We start from the raw sequence: 26,669 nt of genomic DNA on the forward strand, positions 1-26,669 counted from the left end.
CTCATGGACCGAGCGGACGTCCAGCGCGGGTGCCGCCTAGGCTTTCAGGGCGCCGCGCCGCCGCGCGGTGCTGCCCGCACACCCAGGAGTGAGAATGCGCGCCCACGAGGCCGGAGCCCTGCACGGCAACGATGCCGCCCCCACCTGGCTGCCCTATCCCGCCGATGTCAACGCCCTGCTGGACGGACTGTGGTCGACCACGTGCCGCCGCCGCGCGGACGGTGCGCTGGAGGTCGGCGGGGTGGATGTGCACCGCATCGCCGAAGAGGTGGGCACCCCCGCCTTCGTGCTCGACGAGGAGGACTTCCGCGCCCGCGCCCGGCGCTTCCGGGACGCATTCGCGGATGCCTTCGCGCCGCTCGCCGGAGCGGACACCTATTACGCGGGCAAGGCGTTTTTGTGCACCGAGGTGGCGCGCTGGGTCCACGCCGACGGGCTGGGCCTGGACGTGTGCACCGGCGGAGAACTCGCCGTGGCGCTGCGCGGCGGAATGCCCGCCGAACGCATCGCCCTGCACGGCAACAACAAGTCCGATGTCGAGATCCGTCGGGCCCTCGAAGCGGGCGTGGGCCGCATCGTCATCGACTCCCTCCCGGAGATCGAGCAGGTGAACTCCCTGGCCGCGGAGCTCGGGTGCCGCGCCCCCGTGATGCTGCGCGTCACCACCGGCGTGGAGGCGCATACCCATGCCTTCATCGCCACCGCCCACGAGGACCAGAAGTTCGGCCTCTCCGTCACCGGAGGCATCGCGTTCGAGGCCGTGCGGCGCACCCTCGCCGCACAGCACCTGGACCTGGTGGGCCTGCACTCCCATATCGGCTCGCAGATCTTCGACGTCGGCGGCTTCGAGATCGCCGCCCGCCGGGTCCTCCAGCTCACCGCCCAGGTGCGCGATGAGCTGGGGCATGAGGTGACGAGCCTGGACCTCGGCGGCGGCTTCGGCGTCATGTACAACACCCAGCACACCCCCGCCACCCCGGAGGTGCTCGCCACCGGCATCGCCCGGATCATCGGCACCCAGTGCGCCGCGCTCGGGCTCACCGTCCCGCACCTGTCCTTCGAGCCGGGACGGGCGATCGCCGGTCCGTCCACGCAGACGCTGTACACCGTCGGCACCGTCAAGGACGTGCGCCTGGGCGGTCCGCATCACCGCGTCTACGTCTCTGTGGACGGCGGCATGAGCGACAACATCCGCACCGCCCTGTACGACGCCGACTACTCGGTGCTGCTGACCTCCCGGGTCTCCGACGTCGAACCGGAGGTGGTGCGGGTGGTGGGCAAGCACTGCGAGAGCGGCGACATCGTCGTCAAGGACGAGTACCTGCCCGGCGATATCCAGCGCGGTGACCTCATCTCCGTGCCCGTCACCGGCGCGTACTGCTACTCCCTGTCCTCCACCTACAACCATGTCCCGCGCCCGCCCGTCATCGCCGTCAAGGACGGCACCATCCGCACTCTGATCCGCCGCGAGACCGAGGAGGACCTGCTGGGCCTGGACATGGGCTGAGCATCCCGACGCTGCGCACCCGTGCCCGGCGTCACGCACGTTCACGCAGGGACACGATGCGGCGAGCGGCTCGGTTAGAGTGCCAGAGCCCGCCCATCGGCCCTGGGGAAGGACCTTTTCACCGATGACATCGCATGCCCCGATGACCCCCCGCGAATCCAGCGACCCCGCGCCCACCGCGGACGCGGCGACCCCGCCTCTGGAGCAGCTGCCGACCCTGCGCGTGGCCGTCCTCGGTGCCGGCACCGTCGGCAGCGAAGTGCTGCGCCTGATCCAGCAGCAGGGCAAGGACCTCGCCCAGCGCATCGGCGGCCGGCTCGAGGTGATCGGCGTGGCCGTGCGCGATCTCGAGCGCGACCGCGGCGAGCATGTGCCCACCGAGCTGCTGACCGCCGATGCCTCTGCCCTGGTGCGCGAGGCGGACCTCGTGGTGGAGCTGATGGGCGGGATCGAGCCCGCCCGCAGCCTGCTGCTGGAGGCTATGGCTCATGGCGCCTCCGTGGTCACCGCGAATAAGGCCCTGCTGGCGCAGGACGGCGCCGAGCTGTACGAGGCAGCCGATGAGCACGGCGTGGACCTCTACTTCGAGGCCGCCGTGGCCGGGGCGATCCCGCTCGTGCGCCCGGTGCGTGAGTCCCTCGCGGGCGACCGCATCCAGCGCGTGCTCGGCATCGTCAACGGCACCACGAACTACATCCTCGACGCCATGACCCGCACTGGCGCGAGTTTCGAGGATGCCCTCGCAACCGCCCAGGAGCTGGGGTACGCCGAAGCGGATCCCACCGCCGATGTGCAGGGCCACGACGCGGCCGCCAAAGCCTCGATCCTCGCCTCCCTCGCCTTCCACACCCGGGTGCGGGCGGCCGATGTGCACTGCGAGGGCATCACCGCGGTGACCGCGCAGGACATCATTGCCGCCGAGCGCATGGGCCGGGTCATCAAGCTGCTGTCCATCGTGGAGCGCATCGAGGAGGAGGCGGGTGAGCGGGTCTCCGCGCGCGTCTACCCGGCGCTGATCCCCGAGAACCACCCGCTGGCCTCCGTCTCCGAGGCCTTCAATGCGGTGTTCATCGAGGCCGATGCGGCCGGCTCCCTCATGTTCTACGGGCAGGGCGCGGGCGGCTCGCCCACCGCCTCCGCTGTGCTCGGGGACCTCGTCTCTGTCGCCCGTGCCCGCGTGCGCGGGGGTGTGGGGCCGCGCGAGTCCCGCTACGCCGGGCTGGACGTGGTGCCGCTGACGGAGCTGAGGAGCGCCTTCTACCTGTCCCTGACCGTGGAGGATCGTCCCGGCGTGCTCGCCGAGATCGCCGGTACGCTCTCCGAGTACGGCATCTCCATCTCCACCATCCACCAGGAGCCGCTGGGGGCGCAGGAGGAAGGACGCGGGGCCAGCGCCCACATCGGCATCAGCACCCATCGGGCGCTCGAATCGGCGATGGACGCGGCCCTGGACCGCTTCTCCACCTCCGCCGCCGTGCTCTCGATCGACTCCATCCTCCGCATCGAAGGAGACTGACCCGATGGCCCACCCGTGGCGCGGCGTCCTCGCCGAGTACCGCGATCACCTGCCCTTCGCCTCGGATGTCGAGCTGCTGACCCTGGGGGAGGGCGGGACGCCGCTGGTGCACGCCCGCGCCCTGTCCGAGGCCGTCGGCGCCGAGGTGCACGTGAAGGTCGAGGGGATGAACCCCACCGGCTCCTTCAAGGACCGCGGCATGGTCTCGGCGATGACGAAGGCCAAGGCCGACGGTGCGACCGCCGTCGTGTGCGCCTCCACCGGCAACACCTCTGCCTCTGCCGCCGCCTACGCCACCGCGGCGGGGCTGACCTGCGCGGTGCTGCTGCCGCAGGGCAAGATCGCGGCCGGGAAGCTCGCCCAGGCTGTGGTGCACGGTGCCACGCTGATCCAGGTGGACGGCAATTTCGATGACTGCCTGGAGATCGCCCGCAAGCTCGATGCGGAGCATCCCATCGATCTGGTCAATTCCGTGAACCCCTACCGACTGCAGGGTCAGAAGACCGCGGCTTTCGAGGTGTGCGACGCCCTGGGGGCGGCCCCGGACATCCACGTGCTGCCGGTGGGCAACGCCGGGAACATCTCCGCCTACTGGATGGGCTACCGCGAGTACCGCGAGGCCGGTGTGACGCAGGCTCTGCCGCGCATGTGGGGTTTTCAGGCCGCCGGTGCCGCGCCGTTCGTGGCCGGGCATTCCATCACCGACCCGGAGACCGTCGCCACCGCGATCCGCATCGGCGCCCCCGCCTCCTGGAACCTCGCCGTCGCCGCCCGTGATGACTCCGGCGGCCTGATCGACGCGGTCAGCGATGAGCAGATCCTCGCCGCGCAGAAGCGGCTCGCCGCGGAGGATGGCATCTTCGTAGAGCCCGCCTCCGCGGCCGGCGTGGCCGGGCTGCTGCAGCAGGCCGAGCGGGGCCTGGTTCCCGCCGGCGCCCGGATCGCCGTGACCGTGACCGGCAACGGGCTGAAGGACATCGACACCGCGCTGACCCAGCACGACCTCACCCCGGTGGTGATCGAGCCGGATATCGCCGCGGCAGCGGAGGCCATCGGGCTGTGAGGATCCAGCGCACCACAGCGGCAGTTCGCGTCCCCGCCACGTCCGCGAACCTCGGCCCCGGCTACGACGCCCTGGGCCTGGCCCTGGATCTGTGCGATGAGCTGCAGCTGGAGGCCACCACCGGCGGTGTCGAGATCACTGTCAGCGGGGAGGGTGCGGACTCTGTCCCGACAGGGGAGGAGCACCTGGTGGTGCGCGCCCTGCGGCGCGGCCTCGACCACGCCGGCGCTCCCCAGGTGGGGCTGCGCCTGCGCGCGGTGAACCGCATCCCTCACGGACGGGGCCTCGGCTCGAGCGCCGCTGCGACGGTGGCCGGGCTGCTGTTGGCCCGCGGCCTGATCGCCGACCCCGAGGCACTCGATGACCAGACCGTGCTGCAGCTGGCCACCGAGTTCGAGGGGCATCCTGACAATGCCGCCCCGGCCCTGCTGGGCGGGGTGGTGCTGTCCTGGATGCACGGCGAGCTGGCTCGGGCGGCTGCGCTGCAGGTGGCCGATGGCGCGGTGAATCCCGTGGTCCTGCTGCCGCGAACCACCCTGTCCACGCAGGCGGCACGCAGCCTGCTGCCCGAGACGGTGCCGCATGCCGATGCAGCGTTCACCGCGGCGCGCGCAGCGCTGCTGGTGCATGCGCTCGCCGGTGCTCCTCAGCTGCTGCTCGAGGCCACAGAAGAGCGGCTGCATCAGGAGCAGCGCGCCCCGGGTATGCCCGAGAGCGTGGACCTGATGCGGATCCTGCGGCAGGAAGGGCATGCAGCGGTCATCTCCGGGGCAGGCCCCTCGGTGCTGGTCCTGACCGGCCAGCGGGCCGAGGTGGCCGCACTGGTGCGACGCGCGGTGGCCGATCCCGCCGTGTGGCGGATCGCCCAGGTGCCGCTGCGTCGGCAGGCCGCAGGTCCTGTGGTAGGTTGAGCCTGCGTCTCGGTGGTATCGCCCTGACGGCGACCCCCACAGCTCCCTCGCAGGGAAGTTCTGTGCGCGGTTCGTCCCGAGCGATGTGATCGCCCACCAGCGCCCCGCGTGATCCGACGCCCGCCCTCGTGGCGGCCCTCCGATCCCGCGCCGCCGCCGACGCACCCCGAAGCATTCCGGCAGAGCCGTCACCCGTGCCCCGCACTGTGCGGCACGACGAGGGGGCGACCTGCCCGGCCGTGGCCGCTGCGGACCAGGAGGTCCCAGCAGGTTCCGGCCCCCAGACCGATACGGAACCGGCCAGACCGGTCCGACAGGAAGGAACCCTGGTGAACGACACCACCTCCGGCGCGGATCTCGCGGCGAAGAAGCTTCCCGAGCTGCAGGCCATGGCTGTTGAGCGAGGGATCAAGGGCGCCCGTCGGCTCCGCAAGGGCGAGCTGATCGAGGTGCTGAGCGGCGGGAGCGCCCCGTCCGCGGCCCCGCGCCAGAAGGCCGCTGCGGCGCAGGAGTCCCCCTCGCAGAGCGATGCCGCGCCGCGGACGTCTGCTCCGAAGCAGGATTCGTCGGCCCCGTCTGCGGAGGCGGCGCCCTCGCTCGGCATCGAGCTGCCCGAGCGCAGCGGCGGCGGGCAGCAGGAGCAGACCCGCAGCCGCCGTGAGCGCACCCCGCGCGAGGATGGCCAGGAGCGACAGGGCCGCGGGCAGGACGATGAGCGCGAGAGCACGGACCGCCAGAACGGCGGCGGCCAGGATCGTCAGGACCGTGGTGGCCAGGTTCGCGGCAGCCAGGATGATCGTCGGGACCGGGGGGACCGCTCCGGCCGTGGCCGGGGCGATCAGGGCGAGGGCCGCCAGGACGGCGCCCCGCGTCGTCGCCTGGAGGACATCGAGCTGCCCGACCGTTCCGGCGGTGACCAGTCCTCCTCCCAGCGCGGTCAGGGCGGCGGTTCCGGCCAGGGCTCCGACGGTGATGATGAGGAGCGCCGTGGCCGCTCCCGCAATCGCAATCGCTCGCGCGACCGCAAGCGGCGCGGGCGCGGCGGCCAGGGCGGTGACCAGCACCAGGGCGGCCAGAACCAGGGCGGCGACGATGAGGTCCGCGAGGGCGATGAGCTGATGGCCATCGCCGGGATCCTCGACATCCGCGACAACAACGCCTACGTGCGCACCACCGGTTACCTGCCGGGCCCGAGCGACGTGTTCGTGACCATGAACCAGGTCAAGCGGCACGGCCTGCGCAAGGGCGATGCGATCACCGGCCAGGTCAAGGCCCCCGGGGAGGGGGAGGAGCGCCACGTCGAGCAGCACCACTCCGGCGGCGGCCGCGGCCGCAACCGCCGCGGCAAGGGCGGCAACCAGAACAAGTATGCGGCCCTGGTCCAGGTGGACACCGTCAACGGCATGACTCCCGAGCGGGCCCGCCAGCGCGTGGACTTCGGCAAGCTCACCCCGCTGTACCCCGAGGGGCGCCTGCGTCTGGAGCACTCCGGCTCGCCGTTCGCGCCGCGCGTGATCGACCTCGTCTCGCCGATCGGCAAGGGCCAGCGCGGCCTGATCGTCGCCCCGCCCAAGGCGGGCAAGACGATCATCATGCAGCAGATCGCCAACGCCATCACCACGAACAACCCCGAGGTCCACCTCATGGTCGTGCTCGTCGACGAGCGCCCCGAGGAGGTCACGGACATGCAGCGCACGGTCAAGGGGGAGGTCATCGCCTCGACTTTCGACCGCCCTGCGAGCGATCACACGATCGTCGCGGAGCTCGCGATCGAGCGCGCCAAGCGCCTGGTCGAGATGGGCCGGGACGTGGTGGTCCTGCTGGACTCCCTGACCCGTCTCTCGCGCGCCTACAACCTTGCCGCCCCCGCCAGCGGCCGCATTCTCTCCGGCGGTGTGGACGCCTCGGCGCTGTACCCGCCCAAGCGGTTCTTCGGCGCCGCGCGCAACATCGAGCACGGCGGCTCCCTGACCATCCTCGCCTCCGCCCTGGTGGAGACCGGCTCGAAGATGGACGAGGTGATCTTCGAGGAGTTCAAGGGCACCGGCAACATGGAGCTGCGCCTCTCGCGCAACCTCGCCGACAAGCGCATCTTCCCGGCCGTGGACGTCAATGCTTCCGGCACCCGCCGCGAGGAGGTCCTCATGGGCAAGGAGGAGCTGGCGATCATGTGGAAGCTGCGCCGTGTGCTCGGCTCGCTCGAGCAGCAGCAGGCCCTCGAGCTGCTGCTGGAGCGGATCAAGAAGACGCAGTCCAACTCCGAGTTCCTCATGATGGTCGCGAAGAACACGCCCAGCGTCGGCTCGCATTCGCGCAGCAACGACTGAGACCTCGCGCTGTCAACGCGCTGATCAGCATGGATCGCCCCACCATCATCGATGTCGCCCGCCGGGCCGGCGTCTCCCGCCAGACCGTCTCGCGGGCGATGAACGATCAGCCGGGCATCAGCGCGGCCACCCGGGAGAAGGTCCTGGCTGTCGCCCAGGAGCTGCGATACCGGCCCAGCCGTTTCGGCCGCGGACTGGTGGAGAAGGGCCCGGTCACCGTCGGGCTCGTGCTCTCAGACCTGTCCAACGCCTACTTCGCGGATCTCGGCGCCGCGGTGGTGCGCGCCTGCGCCCCACGCGGCTGGAGCGTCGTGATGGTCGAGGCGGATCAGTCGCCGCACCCTGAGCGGGTGGCCTCCGAGCTCGCTCGGCGCGTCGATGCCCTGGTGGGCTACGGCCTGGTGGACGGTGATATCAGCGGCGGGACCGGTATGCCCGTGGTGCAGCTGGATGACAGCGGCCGTGCGCCCGAGCGCTACGCCCTGGTGCGGCTGGACATCGCCGGAGCCGCCGAGGGTCTGGCCGCGCACCTGCGTGCAGTAGGGGTGCGACGGCCCGCGGTGGTGGATCTCGACGGGCCGGATATGAGCCCCCGGGCGCAGGCTTTCAGCGCCGCCCTCGCCTCGCTGCACAGCGAGGGCGAGGTGCCGGTGCACGCCGCGCCGCTCCGCGGGGATCACGATTCACTGATCAGCACGCTGCTGGCCGATGGGACCGATGCGATCATCGCCTTCAACGATGACCTGGCCGTGCACCTGCTGCGCTCACTGCGCCTGCGCGATGTTCCGGTGCCGCACAGCATGCGCCTGGTGGGCATGGACGGCCTGGAGATCGGCAGCCTGGTGAGCCCGGAGCTGACCACCCTCGCCGTGGACCGCGAGGAGGTGGCCCGGCAGTGCGTCGAGCTCGTGGCCGGAATGCTCGAGGGCACGATTCCGTTGACCGGTCCGGCGGCGATCCGCACCGTTCCCTACACCCTGCAGGTGCGCGAGAGCGCCTGAGGGCCGCACCACCTCCCGTCAGCACCGTCAGCAGGTCATGAACCTGCCCGGGGTGGCGCATACCGCATCGCAGAGGTCTCGCCCCGGCCGGATCGTCGTGGCAGACTGAGACGTCGGTTCTGGTTCACGGCGCCCGCCGGGCGCCGACCCAGCGACCGAGAGCTAGGAGACATCATGAAGGCCGAGATCCACCCCGCATACGTCGAGACCCGGGTGACCTGCACCTGCGGCAACTCGTTCACCACCCGCAGCACCAAGACCGACGGCGCCATCAACACCGAGGTCTGCTCCGAGTGCCACCCCTTCTACACCGGCAAGCAGAAGATCCTGGACACCGGCGGCCGCGTGGCCCGTTTCCAGGCCCGCTACGGCAAGAAGAAGAACTGACCCACGGCCTCCGACGCCGGTGCGCGCCCTTTCACGGCGGGCACCGGCGTTGTCGTATGTGGATGGGGTCGTGTGTGGATGAGTGAGGATCAGGTGCAGGCTGTCCCTGGCCGACGGGGACGGTGCGGCGGCGGAAGGAATCGGGTGCGGTGAGCAGGACCAGCAGCAGTGAGGCGGATCTCGCGCCGCTGCGGGCGGAGCATGCGCACCTCCAGGAGCAGATGGCCGATCCGGCGTTGCACTCCGACCCCGCCCGTGCCCGCCGCACCGGCCGCCGCTACGCCGAGCTGCAGACCATCCTCGGTGCCGCAGACGCCCTCGAGTCCACGCGCGCGGATCTGGTGACCGCCGCGGAGCTCGCCGAGCTCGATCCCGCTGACCCCGAACTCACCGCCGAGACCGCTCAGCTGCGCGAGCGCGAGCAGGCCCAGCGCGACCGGCTCGAGGACCTGCTGGCCCCGCGTGATGCCGACGATGCCCGTGATGTGCTCCTGGAGATCCGGGCCGGCGCCGGCGGGGAGGAATCCGCACTGTTCGCCGCCGAGATGCTGCGCATGTATCGGACCTTCGCAGAAACGCGGGGCTGGCGAGTGGAGGTGCTGACCAGCTCCCCGTCGGACCTGGGCGGCCTGAAGGACGTCACCGTTGCGATCAGCGCGAAGAACCCCGCCGATCCCGGGCAGGGCGTGTACGCCCACCTCAAGCATGAGGCCGGGGTGCATCGCGTCCAGCGGGTGCCGGTCACCGAATCCGCCGGGCGCATCCACACCTCCGCCGTGGGCGTGCTGGTGCTGCCGGAGGCCGATTCGACCGATGAGGCCGAGCTGCTCGCCGCGGAGCTCGCCCCACAGAACCTGCGCATCGACGTGTTCCGCTCCTCCGGGCCCGGCGGACAGAGCGTGAACACCACCGACTCCGCCGTGCGCATCACCCATCTGCCCACCGGACTGGTGGTCTCCTGCCAGGACCAGAAGAGCCAGCTGCAGAACCGTGAACAGGCGCTGCGGATCCTGCGAAGCCGTCTGCTGGACGCCCGCCGCGCCGCCCAGGAGGCGGAGTCCTCGGCCACCCGCCGTTCCCAGGTGCGCACCGTGGACCGCTCCGAGCGGATCCGCACCTACAACTTCCCCGAGTCCCGGGTGGCCGATCACCGCACCGGCTTCAAAGCCTCGAACCTGCCGCAGGTCCTCGCCGGGGATCTCACGGACCTGATCGACTCCTGCCGCAGCGCCGAGCGCGAGGAGCGCCTGCGCCAGGCAGCCCAGGATGTGGGAGGCGAGGGGGCATGAGCTCGCACTCGGTCCGTGAGTGTCTGCGTCATGCCCTCGCCGATGCCACGCAGCGTCTCGGCGCCGCCGGCGTGCCCTCGCCGAGCACCGACGCGCGAGCGCTGCTGCAGGCCGCCGCCGGGACAGAGCGACCGCTCGTGCTGCTCGACGCCCTGCCGGAAGACTTCACGGTGCGCTGTGAGGAGCTGCTGGCGCGCCGCGCGGCGCGCGAGCCGCTGCAGCTGGTGCTGGGCTCCGCCCCGTTCCGCCGTCTGCGGCTGGAGATCCGCCCCGGCGTCTTCATCCCCCGGCCGGAGACAGAACTGGCCCTGGACCTGCTGTCCCAGCACTGTGAGGGGGAATGCCGAAGCGTGGTGGATCTGTGCGCGGGCAGCGGCGCGCTCGGTGCGGCCGTTCTCGATGAGCTGCCCGAGGCGCAGGTCCGCGCCGTCGAGATCGACCCAGCGGCCGCCGACCTCGCACAGCGGAACCTCGAGGCCGCAGGACCCGGACGCGGGCAGGTGCTCACCGCCGATATCGCCGCGCCGCCGACGCAGCTGCTCGCCGCAGCGCCCGTGGACGCGGTGCTCGCCAACCCCCCGTACATCCCCGCCGCGGCGGTGCCGCGCGACCCCGAGGTGCTCGCGCATGATCCGCATCGCGCCCTGTTCGGCGGGGGAGAGGACGGGCTCGAGGTACCCGGGGCCGTGATCGACCTGGCCGCGCGCCTGCTGCGCCCGGGAGGTCTGCTGATCATGGAGCACGCCGATGTGCAGGGCGCCGCAACCCGCGAGCTCGCCACCGCTCACGGCGGCTTCACCGCGGTGCGCACCGCACAGGACCTCACCGGGCGCGACCGCTTCCTGCTCGCGCGCCGCGCCGAGATAGAGAGCACCAGCGAGGATGAGAGACTGAACCTGTGAGCGTGCACGATACCCAGAATCCCGAGACCCGTGAGGACTCTCTGAACGCCGCCGTGGACGCGGTGCGCGCGGGAGACCTCATCGTCCTGCCCACCGACACGGTGTACGGCATCGGCGCCGATGCCTTCTCGCCACGCGCCGTCGAGGACCTGCTCGATGCCAAGGGGCGCGGTCGCCAGAACCCGCCGCCAGTGCTGATCGGCGACCACGCCGTGCTCATGGCGCTGGCCACCGACCTACCGGACTACGTCGAGGACCTCGCCGAGGCCCTCTGGCCCGGCGCCCTGACCCTCATCCTCACCGCGCAACCGTCCCTCACCTGGGATCTGGGGGAAACCCGCGGCACGGTCGCTCTGCGCATGCCCGATGACGAGACCGCCCTGGAGCTGCTGCGCCGCACCGGGCCGCTGGCCGTCTCGAGCGCCAACCGCCACGGCAAGCCCGCCGCGCAGTCCGTGCTCGATGCCGCCACGCAGCTGGGCGACACGGTGGCCGTGTATCTCGACGGCGGCACGGTCCCCCTTGGCGAGAGCTCCACCATCCTGGATACGACCGTCACTCCGGCCGAGATCGTCCGGGAGGGCGCGGTTAGCAAGGAGCAGATCATCGAGGCGGTGGGCGATATCTTCACCGCACCGCCGAGCTCCGAGGAGCAGAGCGACGCCACAGAGCACAGCGACGCCGCGGAGGAGAGTGACACCGCAGAGGAGTCCTCTCAGGCGCGGACGGATGCCGAGGCGGCGGACGGCACGGATTCTGCGGACACTGCTGACACTGCGGACGGCGCCGACACCGCTGACACAGCCGATACCGCGGACATCGCTGACACCGCGGACACCGCGGAGGCGGCGCCCGCTGCCGATGTCGCTGATCCGGCCCAGAACGCCGACCCCGTCCAAAACGCCGACCCTGCCCAGGTCGCCGACCCTGCCCAGGACGCCGACCCTGCCCAGGACGCCGAAGCGTCGGGGAGCACCGCGGAGGCACCGAACGTCGCGGAGAACCCCGCGACCAAGGACACCGCGCCTGCGGCCGGAGCCCTGGAGCTCCCCTCCGAGGCAGAGACCCAGGACACCCGACCCGAGGGGTCGGGGAGCACAGCCGGGTGAGGGTCTACCTCTTCATCCTCCTGGTCGCCGCGGCCGTCACCTACCTGCTGACCCCGGCCGTGCGCCTGGTGGCACGGCGTGCCGGAGCGATGACGGCGGTGCGGGAGCGGGATGTCCACGACACGGTGACCCCACGGCTGGGCGGGGTGGCGATGTTCGTCGGGATCGTCGCGGCCCTGCTCGTCGCGGGCAACGTCCCGTTTCTCGAAGGTCTGTTCCGAGACAGTCGCCAGCCCTGGGCGGTGCTCGCCGCCGCCGGAGTGGTCTGCCTGCTCGGAGCGGCCGATGACAAATGGGACCTGGACTGGGTGACCAAGCTGGCCGGCCAGGTGCTCGCCGCCCTGCTGCTGGCCTGGCAGGGCGTGAGCCTGGTGACCCTGCCGATCGGCGGGGTCACCGTGCTCTCCGGCCGCAGCGCACTGATCCTCACAGTCCTGGTCGTGGTGGTCGCGATGAACGCCGTGAACTTCGTGGACGGACTGGACGGACTGGCCGCCGGGGTCATGGCCATCGGCGGCACCGCTTTCTTCCTCTACGCCTATACCCTCACCCGCTCGGCCTCCACCACCGACTACTCCTCCCTGGCCGCGCTGCTGACCGCCGTCATGATCGGGGCGTGTGTGGGATTCCTGCCCCATAACCTCACGCGTGCCCGCATCTTCATGGGCGACTCCGGCTCGATGCTGCTGGGTCTGCTGCTGGCCGCCAGCACCATCGCTGTGACCGGCCAGGTGGACCCCGCGCGTCTGTCCGGCGCGGACATGCTCGGACAGTTCCTGCCGATCCTGTTGCCCATCGGCGTGATGATCGTTCCGTTCCTCGACTTCGGCCTGGCGGTCATACGCCGCATCGGCTCCGGACGCTCACCCTTCCACGCCGACAAAGCCCACCTGCACCACCGGCTGCTGCGCCTCGGGCACTCCAAGCGCGGTGCGGTGATCATCATGTACGTCTGGACCGTCGTGATCTCCGTCGGCCTGCTGCTGCCCCTTGTGCTGCCGATGCGCACCGTCCTCGTGCTGTGGACCGGCAGCCTGCTGCTGGCGGTGCTCATGACCCTCGACCCGCTGCGGTGGCGCAGACCACATCACCAGAAGGAGCCCGCTGATGACCGCCTCTGACCCCGCCCCGGCCCACACGCTGACCGCCGGGGACCGCGGCATGCGCCGCGCCACCCTGCTGGGCCTCGTCGTCGCCGTCGTCCTGGCGCTCGCGATGGTGGCGCTCGCCGCCGCGATCGCCGAACGACCGGCAGTGCTCGGCGCCCTCATCGGCGCCGCCCTGACCGTCGTGGTCGTCGCCCCCACCGCGGTCACCGGCTATCTCGCGCCACGGCTCAGCCCCGTGACAATGGCCGTGACGGTTCTCGCATCCTGGATCCTCAAGATGGTCATCGTGGTGGTCGTGCTGCTCATGCTGCGCGACGTCGAAAGCGTCTCCATCGTCTGGGTGGGGCTCACCCTGCTGGTGGGAGCGCTGATGGGCGTGGTCATCGAGACGGTGCTGCTGGCCCGCGTGCGGAGGCCCCTGGACGTGGAGCCGGACCCACGGCCGGAGTGATGCACCTCGCAGCCCTGGTGAGGACCTTCGGAGGCCCGGAAGAAGGGGCGCACTCTGTTATGGTTATCCGGGCGTCAGGCGCAGTCACCACTGCCTCTTCGGAGGACAGTGAAGCGCAGGCGCCGACCACCGGATCCCACCGCCGGGAGACCGCCTGACATCAGGTGGTGCACCAGTCCCCGCGGCGCGGTGGCCACGATGTGAAGGACAGGCCCTGCCACGATGGCAGACAGATTGAGCACGGGAGATCGACCTGAACACCGCCGACCTTGCCGCTCCGCTCCGCGCCGATGACGGAGCGCCCTTTCACATCCCCACCATCGACGAGTTCTTCCCGGACGCGATCCTCTTCGCCGGCACCCCCTTCGAGTTCAACCGCATCCAGCTGGTGCGGCTGATCATCCTGGCGGCCACGCTCATCTTCCTGTGCATCGTCGCCTCGCGGGCGCGCCTGGTCCCCGGTCGCACCCAGAGCATCGTCGAGCTGCTGTTCGACTTCGTGAACACCAACATCGTGGTGGCGGTGCTGGGGGAGCGGGACGGCAAGCGCTTCGCTCCCTGGCTGATCTCCACCTTCGTGCTGATCCTGGTGATGAACCTCGGGTTCATGGTGCCCGGGCTGAACATGTCCGGCACCGCCGTGATCGGCTTCCCCCTGCTGCTGGCCCTGGCGACGTTCGTGATCTACATGGTCGCGGGCATCAAGGCGCATGGTCTGGGGGGCTACCTCAAGCACGCCACCGCCCCGCCCGGCGTGCCGAAGATCGTGTACCTGCTGCTGGTGCCGATCGAGGCGATCCAGGTCTTCGTGGTCCGCTGGGCCTCGCTGACCATCCGTCTGCTGGCCAACATGGTGGGCGGCCACATGATCATCGTGGTGCTCATCGGACTGACTCACTTCCTGGTGGTCTCCCTGAGCCTGCTGACCATCGCCTCGCCCTTCGCCGCGGGCCTCAGCCTGCTGGTGTTCGCCTTCAAGATCTTCGTGGCGGGCCTGCAGGCATTCATCTTCACCATCCTGTCGGCCGTCTACATCCAGATGGCCGTCTCCGACGAGCACTGACCCGCACGACCTCCAGCTCGCTGGACCCCTGAACTGCCGTCCGCCCGGTCGGCCCAACGAAAGGAAACCCCCGTGGACCCGATGCTCCTGACCGCCATCGAGGGCAACATCGCCTCCGTCGGCTTCGGCCTCGCCGCCCTCGGCCCCGGTATCGGCCTGGGCATCCTCGTCGGCAAGACCGCCGAGGCGCAGGCCCGCCAGCCCGAGATGCGCTCGCAGCTGCAGACCACGATGCTGATCGGCGCCGGCTTCGTCGAGTTCCTCGCCCTGCTGGCGATCGTCTTCGGCTTCGTCCTCGCGTTCATCTGAGGGTCAGCCCATGATCCTCAGCGAAGGAGCCACCCCCGGCTGGCAGCTGTTCGTTCCGCTGCCAGCGGAGATCATCTGGTCGGCGATCTTCATCGCCATCTTCGCCGCGGTCTTCATCCGTTTCGTCCTGCCCCGCATGAATGCGGTGCTCGATGAGCGCTCCGAGAAGATCGAGGGCGGGATCCGGCGTGCCGAAGAGGCACAGGCCCAGGCCGACCAGCTCAAGGCGGATCAGGAGCAGCAGCTCTCCGACGCCCGTCGCGAGGCCGCAGCGATCCGTGACCAGGCCCGGCAGGACGCCGAGCGCATCGTGGAGGAGGCGCGGGGACGCGCCGCCCAGGAGGCCGAGCGCGTCCTGGCCACCGGTCGCCAGCAGCTGGAGGCCGAGCGCATCGCCGCGTCCACCCAGCTGCGCGGTGAGGTCGGTTCGCTCGCGAGCGACCTGGCCTCCCGGATCGTCGGGGAGTCCCTCACCGACGACGAGCGTTCGCGCCGTGTGATCGACCGCTTCCTGGACGACCTCGAGTCGTCCCAGGCCGCCACCCGATAAGGAATCGAGATGCGAGGAACCTCCTCCACCTCCTTCGGTGAGGTGCTTCAGCACGCCCAGGGCGCGTTCGCGTCCGAGGGCGTTCAGCTGGGTGCCATCGCCGAGGAGCTGTTCGCGGTGGCTGATGCCATCGACTCCAGCAACCAGCTGGTCCGCCTGCTGTCCGACGCCGGCCGCCCCGGCGAGGTCAAGGAGCAGGCGGTCCGCACCCTCCTGGGCAGCAAGGTCAGCGCACTCGCGCTCGACCTGACCGTGCAGGTGGTGCGTCGGCGCTGGTCCGAGCAGGAGGACATCCTCGACGCTCTCGAGCTGCTGGGGGTTGCCGCGTACCTCGAGCAGGCACGCCGCGAGGACCGCTTGAGCGCCGTGGAGAGCCAGCTGGTCCAGGTTTCGCGGATGATCGATTCCACGCCGGAGTTGACCACCGCGCTGGACGGGTTGCGTGAGCGGCCTGCCGAGCGCAGCGCCCTGGTGACGGACCTGCTGCGCTCCCGCACCCAGGAGCTGACGGCGGCGATCGCGGCCCGCGCCGTGGGGCGTCGCAGCGACACCAAGCCCGCCCGTCGGGTTGAGGAGTTCGCGCGCTTCGCCGCCGAGCAGCGTCGCCGCTCGGTGGCCCAGGTTGCCAGCGCGGTGCCCCTGACCGACACCCAGCAGGCTCGGCTGGCGAGCCTGCTGGCCGGCATCTACGGCCGCGAGATCCAGATCGACCTGCAGGTGGATCCCACCGTCGTGGGCGGTATGCGGATCCAGGTCGGAGACGATCTCTACGACGCCACCGTCCTGGCGCGCCTGGCCAAGGCCCGCCAGCAGCTGGTGGCCTGAACCGCCCGACGCCACGGCGTCCCCCGAACCCGCACAGCGCCCCCACCACGGGGAGACCGAGAGGAACAACGAGCAGCGATGGCCGAGCTCACGATCAGCCCGGAGGAGATCCGGAACGCCCTGGACACCGCGGTGTCCACCTACCAGGCAGGCAGCACCGAGCGCGAGGAGGTGGGTCGCGTCGTCACCGCGGCCGACGGCATCGCGCACGTCGAGGGCCTGCCCAATGTGATGGCCAATGAGCTGGTCAGCTTCGAGGACGGCACCCTGGGCCTGGCACTGAACCTCGACCTGCGGGAGATCGGTGTCGTGGTCCTCGGGGAGTTCTCCGGCATCGAGGAGGGCCAGCAGGTGCGGCGCACCGGGCAGGTGCTCTCCGTGCCCGTGGGCGATGGCTACCTGGGCCGCGTGGTGGACCCCACCGGCAAGCCCATCGACGGCCTGGGCGACATCGCCACCGTGGGCCGCCGGGCGCTCGAGCTGCAGGCACCCACCGTGATGCAGCGCAAGTCTGTCAAGGAGCCGATGCAGACCGGCCTGAAGGCCATCGACTCGATGACCCCGATCGGCCGTGGCCAGCGCCAGCTGATCATCGGCGACCGCCAGACCGGCAAGACTGCCATCGGCATTGACACCATCCTGAACCAGAAGGACAACTGGGACAGCGGTGATCCCGACAAGCAGGTGCGCTGCATCTATGTGGCGGTGGGCCAGAAGGGCTCCACCATCGCCGGTGTGCGCGCGACCCTCGAGCGCGCGGGCGCGCTGGAGTACACCACCATCGTGGCTGCTCCGGCCTCTGACCCGGCGGGCTTCAAGTACATCGCCCCGTACACCGGCTCCGCGATCGGCCAGCACTGGATGTACGAGGGCAAGCATGTCCTGATCGTCTTCGACGACCTGTCCAAGCAGGCCGAGGCCTACCGCGCCGTGTCCCTGCTGCTGCGTCGTCCCCCGGGCCGCGAGGCCTACCCCGGTGACGTCTTCTACCTGCACTCCCGCCTGCTGGAGCGCTGCGCGAAGCTGTCCGATGACATGGGTGGCGGCTCGATGACCGGCCTGCCGATCATCGAGACCAAGGCCAATGACGTCTCGGCGTACATCCCCACCAACGTCATCTCCATCACCGACGGCCAGTGCTTCCTGCAGTCGGACCTGTTCAACGCCGACCAGCGCCCCGCCGTGGACGTGGGCATCTCGGTGTCCCGCGTGGGCGGTTCCGCGCAGACCAAGGCGATGAAGTCCGTCTCCGGCACGCTGAAGATCAGCCTGGCCCAGTACCGCGACCTCGAGGCCTTCGCGATGTTCGCCTCGGACCTGGACGCCGCCTCGAAGCAGCAGCTGCACCGCGGTGCCCGCCTGATGGAGCTGCTCAAGCAGGCCCAGTACTCGCCGTTCCCGATGGAGGAGCAGGTCGTCTCTATCTGGGCCGGCACCAAGGGGAAGTTCGACGACATCGAGGTCGATGAGGTCCGGGAGTTCGAGGCCGCCCTGCTGGAGCACCTGCGCCACAACGGCACGATCCTGGAGACCATCCGCACCTCCGGCAAGTTCTCGGATGAGACCGAGGAGGAGCTGAGCCAGGTCCTGGACCAGGTCAAGACCGACTTCCTCGCCGCCAAGGCCAATGACCGCGCGGTCAACGATGAAGATGGCCGGGCCACCGAGGATCAGATCGACCAGGAGAACATCGTCCGCGGCTGAGGTCCGGAGCGCCGCCCTACGGCGGCGCCCCTGACGGAGGCATTCGGCGCGAACGAGGAGAGACATGGGAGCCCAGCAGAGGGTCTACAAGCAGAAGATCAAGTCCGCCCAGGGCATGAAGAAGATCTTCAAGGCCAAGGAGATGGTCGCGGCATCGCGCATCGCCAAGGCCCATGCCCGGGTCACGGCGACGACTCCGTACGCCGAAGCGCTCACGCAGGCGATCGGATCGGTGGCCACCCACTCCGAGGAGCTCAAGCATCCGTTCCTGGAGCAGCATCGCGAGCAGACCGGGCGGGCCGGCATCCTCATGATCACCGCCGACCGCGGCATGACCGGCCCCTACTCCCATAACGTCATCCGTGCTGCCGAACAGCTGGCCAACAAGCTGCTCGACGAGGGCAAGACCCCGGTGATGTATGTGGTGGGCCGCAAGGGCGACTCGTACTACCGCTTCCGCAACCGGCCCCCGCACCGGTCCTGGACCCCGTACGCGGAGAGCGAGCTGCCGGACCTGGGCCGGGAGATCTCCCACGTGCTCACCGAGGATCTGCTCAGCGAGGACGAGCAGGTTCACCTCGATGAGCTGTACGTGGTGGGCACGAAGTTCATCTCCCGCTTCCAGCAGCAGACCCGTGCCATCCGCATGGTGCCGATGGGCGTGGTCGATGCGGAGGAGGGCCAGCGCCCCACCTACCCGCTGTATGCCTTCACCCCGGATCCCGATTCGGTCATCGAAGAGCTGATGCCGCGGTACATCGAGTCGCGGATCATCAACATCCTGCTGCAGGCCATGGCCTCGGAGCACGCCTCCACGCAGCGTGCGATGAAGACCGCCACCGACAACGCGGAGACCCAGATCCACAAGTTCACCCGCCTCGCCAACTCCGCGCGTCAGGCGGAGATCACCCAGGAGATCACCGAGATCGTCGGCGGCGCCGACGCCCTGGCAGGAACTGGCCGCACCGACCGCTGAGACCCGGCCGACCGCGTCCCCGCGCGGCGGCCCGACATGGAGAGAACGCACATGAGCACCACCTTTGAACCGCAGGCCCCCGCCGAGGCCCCGGCCGCGACCGGTCGCGTCGCCCGTGTCACCGGCGCCGTCGTCGACGTGGAGTTCCCCCCGGGGAACATCCCGGACCTCTACAACGCGCTGACCATCGACATCGCCGCGAGCGACTCCGGCCTCGAAGCCTCCACCCTGACGCTCGAGACCGCGCAGCACCTCGGTGACGGCATGGTGCGTGCGATCGCGCTGAAGCCCACCGACGGTCTCGTGCGTGGCCAGGCTGTCAACGACACCGGCGCCCCGATCTCCGTCCCGGTGGGCGATACGACCCTGGGCACAGTCTTCGACGTGGTGGGCACCCCGCTGAACAAGCCCGCGGAGCAGCTGCAGGTCACCGAGCGCTGGCCCATCCACCGCCAGGCGCCGAACTTCGACCAGCTCGAGTCGGCCACCACCATGTTCGAGACCGGCATCAAGTCGATCGACCTGCTGACCCCGTACGTCAAGGGCGGCAAGATCGGCCTGTTCGGCGGTGCCGGCGTGGGCAAGACGGTGCTCATCCAGGAGATGATCTACCGCGTGGCCAACAACCACGACGGCGTGTCCGTGTTCGCCGGCGTGGGCGAGCGCACCCGTGAGGGCTGGGACCTCATCGAGGAGATGACCGAGTCCGGCGTCATCGACAAGACCGCGCTGGTCTTCGGCCAGATGGACGAGCCCCCGGGGACGCGTCTGCGCGTGGCTTTGTCCGCCCTGACCATGGCGGAGTACTTCCGCGATGTGCAGAACCAGGACGTGCTCCTGTTCATCGACAACATCTTCCGCTTCACCCAGGCCGGCTCTGAGGTCTCCACGCTGCTGGGCCGTATGCCCTCGGCGGTGGGCTACCAGCCGAACCTCGCCGATGAGATGGGTGTGCTGCAGGAGCGCATCACCTCCACCCGCGGCCACTCGATCACCTCGATGCAGGCGATCTACGTCCCGGCCGACGACTACACCGACCCGGCCCCGGCGACGACCTTCGCCCACCTGGATGCGACCACCGAGCTCTCCCGTGAGATCGCCTCGCGCGGTCTGTACCCGGCGATCGACCCGCTGGCCTCCACCTCGCGGATCCTGGACCCGCGGTACGTGGGCCAGGACCACTACGACACCGCGGTGCGCGTGAAGCAGGTGCTGCAGCGCAACAAGGAACTGCAGGACATCATCGCGATGCTGGGTGTGGACGAGCTGTCCGAGGAGGACAAGGTCATCGTCTCGCGCGCCCGCCGCATCCAGCAGTTCCTGTCCCAGAACACCCACCTGGCCAAGCAGTTCACCGGTGTGGACGGCTCGGACGTGCCGCTGAGCGACACGATCGAGGGCTTCAAGGGCATCTGCGACGGCGAGTTCGACCACATCACCGAGTCGGCGTTCTTCAACGTGGGCGGCATCGACATGGTGCTGGAGAACCAGCACCGCATCGACAAGGAGCTCGGCAAGTGAGCTCGCTCGAGGTCACGTTCGTCACCGCCGACCGCACCGTCTGGACCGGTCGGGCCCGGCAGGTCGTGGTCCCCGCGGTCGACGGATCGATGGGCATCCTGCCGCAGATGCAGCCCACCCTGGCCATCCTCGGCGATGGCCTGGTGCGCATCATCTGCGAGGAGGAGGGCGTGCGCGAGCTGTCCGTGCGCGGTGGATTCGTCTCCGTGGACTCCGACGTCGTGGTCATCGGCGTGGATGATGCCGATCATGACGATGAGGTCGCCAAGGAATCCCTGACCGGCAGTGCCATCTGAGCCGGGCACGACCTCACGATGAGCGCTTCGAACATCCCGATCCTCCTGCTGGGGGTCGGGATGTTCGTCGTCGTGACCGCAGCCCTCGTGATCATCCGCCAGTTGGTGATCGCCCGCGGTCGTGGCGCTTTCGAATGCACGCTGTATCGGCGCGGCCTGGTGGGGGAGGCGGGCTGGCAGCACGGCATGATGCGCTTCGGGACCGACCGCCTGCGCTGGCACCGCGCCTTCTCGCTGCGCTGGCGCCCCTCGGAGGTGATCCGCCGCGCGGAGATCCAGGAGCTCACCCGGGAGCGGCTGGCCGCGGGGAGCGATGGCGGTGCAGACATGTGTCTGGTGATCTTCCAGCTCACGCGTGGCCGGGAGCAGCGCGCCCTCGTGGACATGACCGCCGGGGCGGCTCTGAACGCCTGGGTGGAAGCGGCGCCAACGGGCCAGTTCCGCGGCGACGTGGACTGACAGCAGCTGACCGCCGCCCCGGCCCCATCACCGGACGTTTGCGGCATCCATGGCAGATGGCTCAGTCCGAGAGCACCTCGCCGCGCCGGATCACCCGACGCACCTGCAGCTGCTCATCGACGAGCACGGCATCGGCGCGAGCGCCCGCCCCGAGGTGTCCGATGCGGTCGGCGGCGCCGAGCACCCGCGCAGGCACCACGGTGGCCGCCCGCACGGCCGGCACCAGATCCACGCCGGCCTCGAGCACGGTGAAACGCAGCACGTCCAGCAGATGCGCGGTGCCACCGGCGATCGCGCCGCCCTCGGTGAGGGTCGCGGTGCCCTCAGCGACCGTGACGTCCAGGGCGCCCAGGCGATACTGTCCATCGGCCATCCCGGCGGCGGCCATCGCATCGGTCACGAGCACCACATGATCGGGGGCGGCGAGCGCGAAGACATGCGCGACGGTGCGGGCATCCAGATGCACGCCGTCGGCGATGACCTCCACCACCATCTCTCCGCGCGCGGCGGCATCCAGCGAGGCGAGCGCGGGACCGGGATCGCGGTGGTGGATGGGGCGCATCCCATTGAACAGATGCGTGGCCGTGGGCAGCGGTGAGCGGCCCTTCTCGCGGCGCAGCTCCTGGATGCTGAGAGCGATCGCCCGGGTCATCTGGGTGCTCGAGCCATCCGTGTGGCCCAGCGACGGCACCGCCCCCACCTCGGCGAGTGCCGTGATCACCGCATCGGCATCCCCGGTCTCCGGCGCGAGGGTCATCGTGGCGAGCGCCCCGCCTGCGATCTGAGCAAGCTCGCGCACCAGGTCAGCATCACCATCGATGATGTGCTCGGGGTTTTGGGCGCCGCGCCGGGCCACGGAGACGAAGGGGCCTTCGAGGTGGATCCCGGCGATCTCCTCCGCGGCGGCGAGCTCGGCGAGATCCGACACGCGCTCGCGCAGCGTCGCGGCATCGGCCGTCACCAGGGAGGCGACGAGCGAGGTCGTGCCGTGCCGACGGTGCTCGTGCACGGCGGTCAGCATCGTCTGTGCATCCGCCGCATCGGGGAAGGACGCCCCGCCGCCGCCGTGGCAGTGCACATCCACCAGGCCCGGCAGGATCAGGTCGTCATGTTCCACAGTGCTCTGCGCAGTGTGCGCCGGAGCCTGCGCGGCGGGGCCGGACCAGATGATGTCCTGCCCGCTGATGAGCACAAGCGCGCCGGGCATGAGGCCGCCGGGCAGCACGGCGGTGCCGTGAAGGGCGAGGTCGCAGGTGAGAGGGGTGGCGGATGCGGGGGCGGTCATCGGCTCTCCAGTCAGATGAGATGGGAACGAGTCAGCGGGGATCGTGCTGCCCCGCAGAGGAAGCGGGCGGCGTTGGGTGGGACAGGGCTGGTCGCGGCGTGTGGGGCGTGGCGCTGGCACACGAGAGCACGAGGCGGGACGGCCGGCTCAGAACAGGCGCGACTCGGCATCGTCGATGCCGCGCAGGGCGTCGTAGTCCAGGGTCACGCAGTCGATACCGCGGTCCCCGGCCAGCACGCGGGCCTGCGGCTTGATGGCCTGGGCGGCGAAGATGCCGCGCACGGGTGCGAGCAAGGGGTCGCGGTTCAGCAGCTCGAGGTAGCGCGTCAGCTGCTCCACGCCGTCGATCTCCCCGCGGCGCTTGATCTCGATCGCCACGGTGCCGCCGGCGCCGTCGCGGGCCAGGATGTCCACCGGGCCGATCGCGGTGGAGTACTCCCGGCGCACGAGCGTCCAGCCATCGCCGAGTGTCTCGATGTTCTGGGCCAGCAGCGCCTGCAGATGCGCCTCCACGCCGTCCTTCTGCAGCCCGGGATCCACGCCGAGCTCGTGGGAGGAGTCCTCGAAGACCTCGAACAGCCGCACCCGCAGGCGGTCCCCGGACTTGTCATGCACCACGTCCCACTGCTCGATCCAGGGGCCTTCGAGGTCGTCCTCATCCTGCTGGGCCGCGGCGATCTCGGCATCCCCGCGTCGGGTGGTGCTCAGGGTGCACGGCGGGCTCATCCAGTTCAGCGGCTTGTAGCTGCCGCCGTCGGAGTGGACCAGGACGCTGCCATCGGCCTTGAGGATCAGCAGGCGGGGCGCCTGGGGGAGATGGGCGGTGAGCCGACCGGTGTAGTCGACAGAACAGCTGGCAACGACGAGACGCACCCGGCCAGGGTACGTCACCGCCGCCATCGCCGGTCGGGACCGTCCGTGCCTCCCCTCACGTGCGTGTGGCGGGCACGGGCCCGGAACCGTATCGTGGGCAGGTCACTGCCTCGGCCCGTCCCGGGCCGCCCCGAAGGAGCGTCACCGTGCAACGAATCCTGGCCGCCCTGCTGATCCTGATCGGCGTCGCGGGCCTCGTGCTGGGCCGCCTCGGCGAGACCACCTGGGCGCCCGAGACCCAGACCACCGCGACCGTCGAGCTCGATGATCCCGGCCCCGCCGTGGTGATCGATCCCGGTGTGCTGTACATCGGCGGCCAAGAAGGCCGCGTGACCATCGAGGGTGAGGGCGAGGTCAGCCTGATCACCGCTGGTGGCGGCGATATCGATGCCTACCTCGAGGGCGTGCATCACACCCGGATCACCGGGGCGAGCGACTGGCAGACCCTGAGCGTCGAAGAGGTCGAGCCCGAGGGGGAGGCGGAGATCGCAGATCCCACCTCCTCGGACCTGTGGCGCACCATCGATACCTCGCAGAGCCCCGCCACGATCGATGTGGCGGAGTTCTGGGCCCAAGAGAATGACGACAACCTCAAGCCGTATCGGCAGATCCTGATCGTCACCGACGGCACCGCCCCGGGCGCTTCGAAGGTGTCGATCACCTGGCCGGTCGACGCTGAGAACGAGTGGGTGCCCTACGCCTACGCCGGTGGCGCCGCGATCGCCGTGGTGGGCCTGGTGCTGCTCGTGGTGTCCGTCGGCCGCGGGTCCTCCCGCCCCAGCGGGCGCCGTCGCCGCGTGGATGATGCCGCGCCGCCCCGCTCCGAGCCGGCGGAGTCTGTCGCCGGTGGGTCCGAGGCTGCGGACCTCGCTGCGCCCAGCGATGATGATCCCACGGATGATCCCACGACCGAACAGCTGCCCACCATCGATGATGAGGAGCCCCGCCGATGACCCGCCCTGATCACCGCACCGGCTCCCTGCGGGCCACCCGCAGGATCCGTCCGGGCCGTCGTGAGCTCCTGCTCGGCAGCGGACTTCTCGCCGCCGGCGCGCTGAGCGCCTGTGCGAGCGAGGTCGAGCCCCCCGCCGCCCCGGTGACGGGTCCCGAGCTCGAGGCCCCCACGCCGGTACAGACCGAGGAGCAGCTGTCCACCGCCATCAGCGAGATCCATGAGGCCGTGGCCGCCGCCGATGAGAAGCGGTCTGCGAAGCCGCTGGACCCTCGCGTGGTCGGCTCCGCCCAGGAGTTCCGCTCCAAGCTCTACAAGCTGATCAAGAAGTCCAAGGGCTTCGCAAAGGACCTCGAGCGCCCCGGCGCCTCGATGGTGATGCCGCTGACCAGCGTGGACGCCGAGTTCCCCCGGACGGCGATCGCCCTGGTGGAGGACGCCGGGGACTCCGGGGTGCCGTTCTTCATGGCGCTGCGGCAGGAGTCGGCGAAGGACCCGTACACGACCTGGGGCTGGGCGCAGCAGGCGGTGGGCGTGGAGATGCCCGATGTGGCCAATGCGCTCGTGGGCTCCCAGCAGGTGGGGCCGGACGCGGATGATCTGCTGATGACCCCCATGGCCGCGCTGAAGCTGTATGCCAAGGTGCTCTCGGACGGTGATGAGGCGGATCCGGACGACAAGCTGGCCGATGACCCCTTCAAGGTCCAGACCCACAAGAATATCGCCCAGGAGCGCAAGGAGCTCAACACCGGGGTGGACTACGACGAGGCGGCGACCATCAAGGAGGTGTGGACCGTGCGCGAGGAGGACTTCGTGGGTCTGCGCACCGACGAGGGCGGTGCCCTGGTGATGTCCACCATCACCTCCAAGCGGACCGTGCGCATCAAGGAGCGCGGCACCATGCGCTACGAAGAGGAGAACCCGTACACCAAGGCGGCGGGGACGCGGGAGTTCAACGAGAACTTCATCCGCACGTTCGGCACTCACGTTGCCGTGCATATCCCGCCCAAGGGCGCGAAGGGCAAGATTCAGCCGGTGGGTGCCACACAGACCGTGCTCGGCGTCACGGGGGAATGAACGACCCCGAGGCAGCAGTGCGGTGGCGCCGCGCGGGTGCTCTCACCGGCTGAGCTCGTTGCCGCCCCGCGGGATCGCCACTGCCTAGACTGGTCAGGTCCCGACCACGTCGAAGGAGTCCCTGTGACCGATCCGTACGGCATCATCGATCTGTCCACGCTCAAGCAGCCCGCCGGCTCGGAAGAGTCCGGCAGCAGCACCCCGGCCCAGCATGAGGTGGCCGTGACCGAGCAGGGTCTCGAGCAGATCATTGCCGACTCCCAGCGCATCCCCACCCTGCTGCTGGTCACCAGTGCACGGGTGCCCGATGGGGAGTCCTTCCTCGCCGCGCTGCGCAGCGCTGTGGATGCCAAGGGCGGAGCGGTGCGCCTGGCGACCGTGGATGCCGATGCGCAGCAGCGGGTCGCAGCGGCCCTGCGTGTTCAGCAGCTGCCCACGCTGCTGCTGCTCCTGCTGGGTCAGGTGCAGCCGATCGTGCAGTCCGTGCTGCCCGCAGAGGAGATCTCCGCACTGCTGGATCAGGTGGTGCAGGTGGCGCGGCAGCAGGGCATGGAGCTGCCGGAGGGTGCCGGAGAGCAGGCGCCCCCCGAGGAGCCGCTGCCGGAGCTGATCGCCCAGGCCTACGCCGCGATCGACCAGGGGGATCTGGAGGGCGCACAGTCTGCGTTCTCCAAGCACCTCACCGAGAACCCGGCCGATGCCGAGGCGAAGGCGGGACTGGCTACGGTCTCGCTCATGCAGCGCACGCAGGGCCAGGACCTCAACGGCGCGCGCGAGCAGGCGGCGCAGCACCCGGAGAATCTGGACGCGCAGCTGCTCGTGGCGGACCTTGACATGCTGGGTGGGCACGTCGATGACGCGTTCGCGCGCCTGCTGGACCTGCTGCGCGGCGCCGATGCGGAGACCAAGGACACCGTGCGCGCCCGCCTGTTGGACCTGTTCGAGGTGGCCGGGCCCAATGATCCTCGCGTAGCCCCCGCCCGCAAACGCCTGGCGAACCTCCTGTTCTGAGGCCTGGGGTCAAGAGCCCTAGCCCCCAGCCCAAGCCCCGCGAAAAAAAAAAAAGAAAAACTGCTTCCGCCTCCATTATCTGGCGGAATGCACCCGCGTTCGTCCCTCATCACAGCTTTCGCATGTACTCCATACGTATTACTACTCGCTGACCCCTCAGGAGCTGTATATTTTCACCTGCGACAACATTTACAGG

26 protein-coding genes are annotated in these 26,669 nt (G+C 70.0%); 24 read left to right on the plus strand and 2 right to left on the minus strand.

Features of this window, described 5'->3' with window-relative positions:
- Positions 1-94: 94 nt before the first annotated feature.
- From lysA to MU407_RS07175, 21 genes are all read left to right on the plus strand, one after another.
- Positions 95-1,507 carry a diaminopimelate decarboxylase gene (gene lysA, locus MU407_RS07075; protein ID WP_102235162.1) on the plus strand — a complete coding sequence of 471 codons (1,413 nt, stop codon included), beginning with the start codon at positions 95-97 and terminating at the stop codon, positions 1,505-1,507.
- Positions 1,508-1,649: 142 nt separating this feature from the next.
- Positions 1,650-3,023, plus strand: a complete 1,374-nt coding sequence (locus MU407_RS07080) for a homoserine dehydrogenase (protein WP_246956438.1) — start codon at positions 1,650-1,652, stop codon at positions 3,021-3,023.
- A 4-nt stretch (positions 3,024-3,027) separates the two neighbouring features.
- Positions 3,028-4,086, plus strand: a complete 1,059-nt coding sequence (gene thrC / locus MU407_RS07085; RefSeq protein WP_246956440.1) for a threonine synthase — start codon at positions 3,028-3,030, stop codon at positions 4,084-4,086.
- A complete protein-coding gene (gene thrB, locus MU407_RS07090; RefSeq protein WP_102235164.1) occupies positions 4,083-4,997 on the plus strand; it encodes a homoserine kinase in 915 nt (304 codons plus the stop codon). The genes thrC and thrB overlap by 4 nt, the downstream gene beginning before the upstream one ends.
- A gap of 329 nt (positions 4,998-5,326) precedes the next feature.
- Positions 5,327-7,324: a transcription termination factor Rho gene (gene rho / locus MU407_RS07095; protein ID WP_246956442.1), complete on the plus strand. Its 1,998-nt coding sequence runs from the start codon at positions 5,327-5,329 to the stop codon at positions 7,322-7,324.
- Positions 7,325-7,353: 29 nt separating this feature from the next.
- On the plus strand, positions 7,354-8,325 hold the full coding sequence (locus MU407_RS07100; RefSeq protein WP_246956444.1) for a LacI family DNA-binding transcriptional regulator: 972 nt from the start codon (positions 7,354-7,356) through the stop codon (positions 8,323-8,325).
- Positions 8,326-8,499: 174 nt separating this feature from the next.
- Positions 8,500-8,712, plus strand: a complete 213-nt coding sequence (gene rpmE / locus MU407_RS07105; RefSeq protein WP_246956446.1) for a 50S ribosomal protein L31 — start codon at positions 8,500-8,502, stop codon at positions 8,710-8,712.
- A gap of 149 nt (positions 8,713-8,861) precedes the next feature.
- Positions 8,862-10,001, plus strand: coding sequence for a peptide chain release factor 1 (prfA, locus tag MU407_RS07110; protein ID WP_348648020.1), 1,140 nt, complete (start codon positions 8,862-8,864; stop codon positions 9,999-10,001).
- Positions 9,998-10,903, plus strand: coding sequence for a peptide chain release factor N(5)-glutamine methyltransferase (gene prmC / locus MU407_RS07115; RefSeq protein ID WP_102235169.1), 906 nt, complete (start codon positions 9,998-10,000; stop codon positions 10,901-10,903). The genes prfA and prmC overlap by 4 nt, the downstream gene beginning before the upstream one ends.
- Positions 10,900-12,012 carry an L-threonylcarbamoyladenylate synthase gene (locus MU407_RS07120; protein ID WP_246956448.1) on the plus strand — a complete coding sequence of 371 codons (1,113 nt, stop codon included), beginning with the start codon at positions 10,900-10,902 and terminating at the stop codon, positions 12,010-12,012. Before prmC ends, MU407_RS07120 begins: the two co-directional genes overlap by 4 nt.
- Positions 12,009-13,133 carry an MraY family glycosyltransferase gene (locus tag MU407_RS07125; RefSeq protein WP_246956450.1) on the plus strand — a complete coding sequence of 375 codons (1,125 nt, stop codon included), beginning with the start codon at positions 12,009-12,011 and terminating at the stop codon, positions 13,131-13,133. The genes MU407_RS07120 and MU407_RS07125 overlap by 4 nt, the downstream gene beginning before the upstream one ends.
- On the plus strand, positions 13,120-13,572 hold the full coding sequence (locus tag MU407_RS07130; RefSeq protein WP_246956452.1) for a hypothetical protein: 453 nt from the start codon (positions 13,120-13,122) through the stop codon (positions 13,570-13,572). Before MU407_RS07125 ends, MU407_RS07130 begins: the two co-directional genes overlap by 14 nt.
- A gap of 343 nt (positions 13,573-13,915) precedes the next feature.
- On the plus strand, positions 13,916-14,635 hold the full coding sequence (gene atpB, locus MU407_RS07135) for a F0F1 ATP synthase subunit A (protein ID WP_255407867.1): 720 nt from the start codon (positions 13,916-13,918) through the stop codon (positions 14,633-14,635).
- A 72-nt stretch (positions 14,636-14,707) separates the two neighbouring features.
- Positions 14,708-14,944 carry an ATP synthase F0 subunit C gene (gene atpE / locus MU407_RS07140; protein ID WP_102235174.1) on the plus strand — a complete coding sequence of 79 codons (237 nt, stop codon included), beginning with the start codon at positions 14,708-14,710 and terminating at the stop codon, positions 14,942-14,944.
- Between the two features lie 10 nt (positions 14,945-14,954).
- Complete coding sequence (locus MU407_RS07145; RefSeq protein ID WP_102235175.1) at positions 14,955-15,494, plus strand: F0F1 ATP synthase subunit B; 540 nt, start codon at positions 14,955-14,957, stop codon at positions 15,492-15,494.
- Between the two features lie 9 nt (positions 15,495-15,503).
- Positions 15,504-16,319, plus strand: coding sequence for a F0F1 ATP synthase subunit delta (locus tag MU407_RS07150; RefSeq protein WP_102235176.1), 816 nt, complete (start codon positions 15,504-15,506; stop codon positions 16,317-16,319).
- A gap of 78 nt (positions 16,320-16,397) precedes the next feature.
- Entirely contained in the window at positions 16,398-18,023 is a 1,626-nt protein-coding gene (gene atpA, locus MU407_RS07155; protein ID WP_246956454.1) for a F0F1 ATP synthase subunit alpha, read from the plus strand.
- Positions 18,024-18,087: 64 nt separating this feature from the next.
- Positions 18,088-18,999, plus strand: coding sequence for a F0F1 ATP synthase subunit gamma (locus MU407_RS07160; RefSeq protein ID WP_102235178.1), 912 nt, complete (start codon positions 18,088-18,090; stop codon positions 18,997-18,999).
- Between the two features lie 51 nt (positions 19,000-19,050).
- The gene (gene atpD / locus MU407_RS07165) at positions 19,051-20,520 is read left to right on the plus strand and encodes a F0F1 ATP synthase subunit beta (RefSeq protein ID WP_158239348.1); all 1,470 of its coding nucleotides are present in this window, start codon (positions 19,051-19,053) and stop codon (positions 20,518-20,520) included.
- A complete protein-coding gene (locus tag MU407_RS07170; protein ID WP_102235180.1) occupies positions 20,517-20,816 on the plus strand; it encodes a F0F1 ATP synthase subunit epsilon in 300 nt (99 codons plus the stop codon). The genes atpD and MU407_RS07170 overlap by 4 nt, the downstream gene beginning before the upstream one ends.
- 18 nt (positions 20,817-20,834) lie before the next feature.
- Complete coding sequence (locus MU407_RS07175; protein ID WP_102235181.1) at positions 20,835-21,275, plus strand: DUF2550 family protein; 441 nt, start codon at positions 20,835-20,837, stop codon at positions 21,273-21,275.
- Between the two features lie 61 nt (positions 21,276-21,336).
- On the opposite strand, the gene MU407_RS07180 is transcribed toward MU407_RS07175, so the two are convergent.
- A complete protein-coding gene (locus MU407_RS07180) occupies positions 21,337-22,560 on the minus strand; it encodes an amidohydrolase family protein (protein ID WP_102235182.1) in 1,224 nt (407 codons plus the stop codon).
- Between the two features lie 147 nt (positions 22,561-22,707).
- Positions 22,708-23,433 carry an endonuclease NucS gene (gene nucS / locus MU407_RS07185; RefSeq protein WP_102235273.1) on the minus strand — a complete coding sequence of 242 codons (726 nt, stop codon included), beginning with the start codon at positions 23,431-23,433 and terminating at the stop codon, positions 22,708-22,710.
- Between the two features lie 146 nt (positions 23,434-23,579).
- Between nucS and MU407_RS07190 the strand changes: the two genes are divergently transcribed.
- From MU407_RS07190 to MU407_RS07200, 3 genes are all read left to right on the plus strand, one after another.
- Positions 23,580-24,386: a hypothetical protein gene (locus MU407_RS07190; protein ID WP_233190604.1), complete on the plus strand. Its 807-nt coding sequence runs from the start codon at positions 23,580-23,582 to the stop codon at positions 24,384-24,386.
- Positions 24,383-25,462 carry a hypothetical protein gene (locus MU407_RS07195; RefSeq protein WP_102235183.1) on the plus strand — a complete coding sequence of 360 codons (1,080 nt, stop codon included), beginning with the start codon at positions 24,383-24,385 and terminating at the stop codon, positions 25,460-25,462. Before MU407_RS07190 ends, MU407_RS07195 begins: the two co-directional genes overlap by 4 nt.
- 123 nt (positions 25,463-25,585) lie before the next feature.
- Positions 25,586-26,473 carry a tetratricopeptide repeat protein gene (locus MU407_RS07200; protein ID WP_102235184.1) on the plus strand — a complete coding sequence of 296 codons (888 nt, stop codon included), beginning with the start codon at positions 25,586-25,588 and terminating at the stop codon, positions 26,471-26,473.
- Positions 26,474-26,669: the final 196 nt, after the last annotated feature.

The sequence above is a fragment of the Brachybacterium sp. Marseille-Q7125 genome (genome assembly GCF_023062615.1).
Lineage (GTDB): Bacteria > Actinomycetota > Actinomycetes > Actinomycetales > Dermabacteraceae > Brachybacterium.

Excerpts from the sequence above, each read along its gene's own strand:
- prmC (WP_102235169.1), top strand. The coding sequence starts at position 9,998 with ATGAGCTCGCACTCGGTCCGTGAGTGTCTGCGTCATGCCCTCGCCGAT.
- MU407_RS07150 (WP_102235176.1), top strand. The coding sequence starts at position 15,504 with ATGCGAGGAACCTCCTCCACCTCCTTCGGTGAGGTGCTTCAGCACGCC.
- MU407_RS07195 (WP_102235183.1), top strand. The coding sequence starts at position 24,383 with ATGACCCGCCCTGATCACCGCACCGGCTCCCTGCGGGCCACCCGCAGG.
- atpA (WP_246956454.1), top strand. The coding sequence starts at position 16,398 with ATGGCCGAGCTCACGATCAGCCCGGAGGAGATCCGGAACGCCCTGGAC.
- MU407_RS07130 (WP_246956452.1), top strand. The coding sequence starts at position 13,120 with ATGACCGCCTCTGACCCCGCCCCGGCCCACACGCTGACCGCCGGGGAC.
- atpD (WP_158239348.1), top strand. The coding sequence starts at position 19,051 with ATGAGCACCACCTTTGAACCGCAGGCCCCCGCCGAGGCCCCGGCCGCG.
- MU407_RS07145 (WP_102235175.1), top strand. The coding sequence starts at position 14,955 with ATGATCCTCAGCGAAGGAGCCACCCCCGGCTGGCAGCTGTTCGTTCCG.
- MU407_RS07180 (WP_102235182.1), bottom strand. The coding sequence starts at position 22,560 with ATGACCGCCCCCGCATCCGCCACCCCTCTCACCTGCGACCTCGCCCTT.
- MU407_RS07160 (WP_102235178.1), top strand. The coding sequence starts at position 18,088 with ATGGGAGCCCAGCAGAGGGTCTACAAGCAGAAGATCAAGTCCGCCCAG.
- MU407_RS07175 (WP_102235181.1), top strand. The coding sequence starts at position 20,835 with ATGAGCGCTTCGAACATCCCGATCCTCCTGCTGGGGGTCGGGATGTTC.
- MU407_RS07080 (WP_246956438.1), top strand. The coding sequence starts at position 1,650 with ATGACCCCCCGCGAATCCAGCGACCCCGCGCCCACCGCGGACGCGGCG.
- rpmE (WP_246956446.1), top strand. The coding sequence starts at position 8,500 with ATGAAGGCCGAGATCCACCCCGCATACGTCGAGACCCGGGTGACCTGC.
- MU407_RS07100 (WP_246956444.1), top strand. The coding sequence starts at position 7,354 with ATGGATCGCCCCACCATCATCGATGTCGCCCGCCGGGCCGGCGTCTCC.
- lysA (WP_102235162.1), top strand. The coding sequence starts at position 95 with ATGCGCGCCCACGAGGCCGGAGCCCTGCACGGCAACGATGCCGCCCCC.
- thrC (WP_246956440.1), top strand. The coding sequence starts at position 3,028 with ATGGCCCACCCGTGGCGCGGCGTCCTCGCCGAGTACCGCGATCACCTG.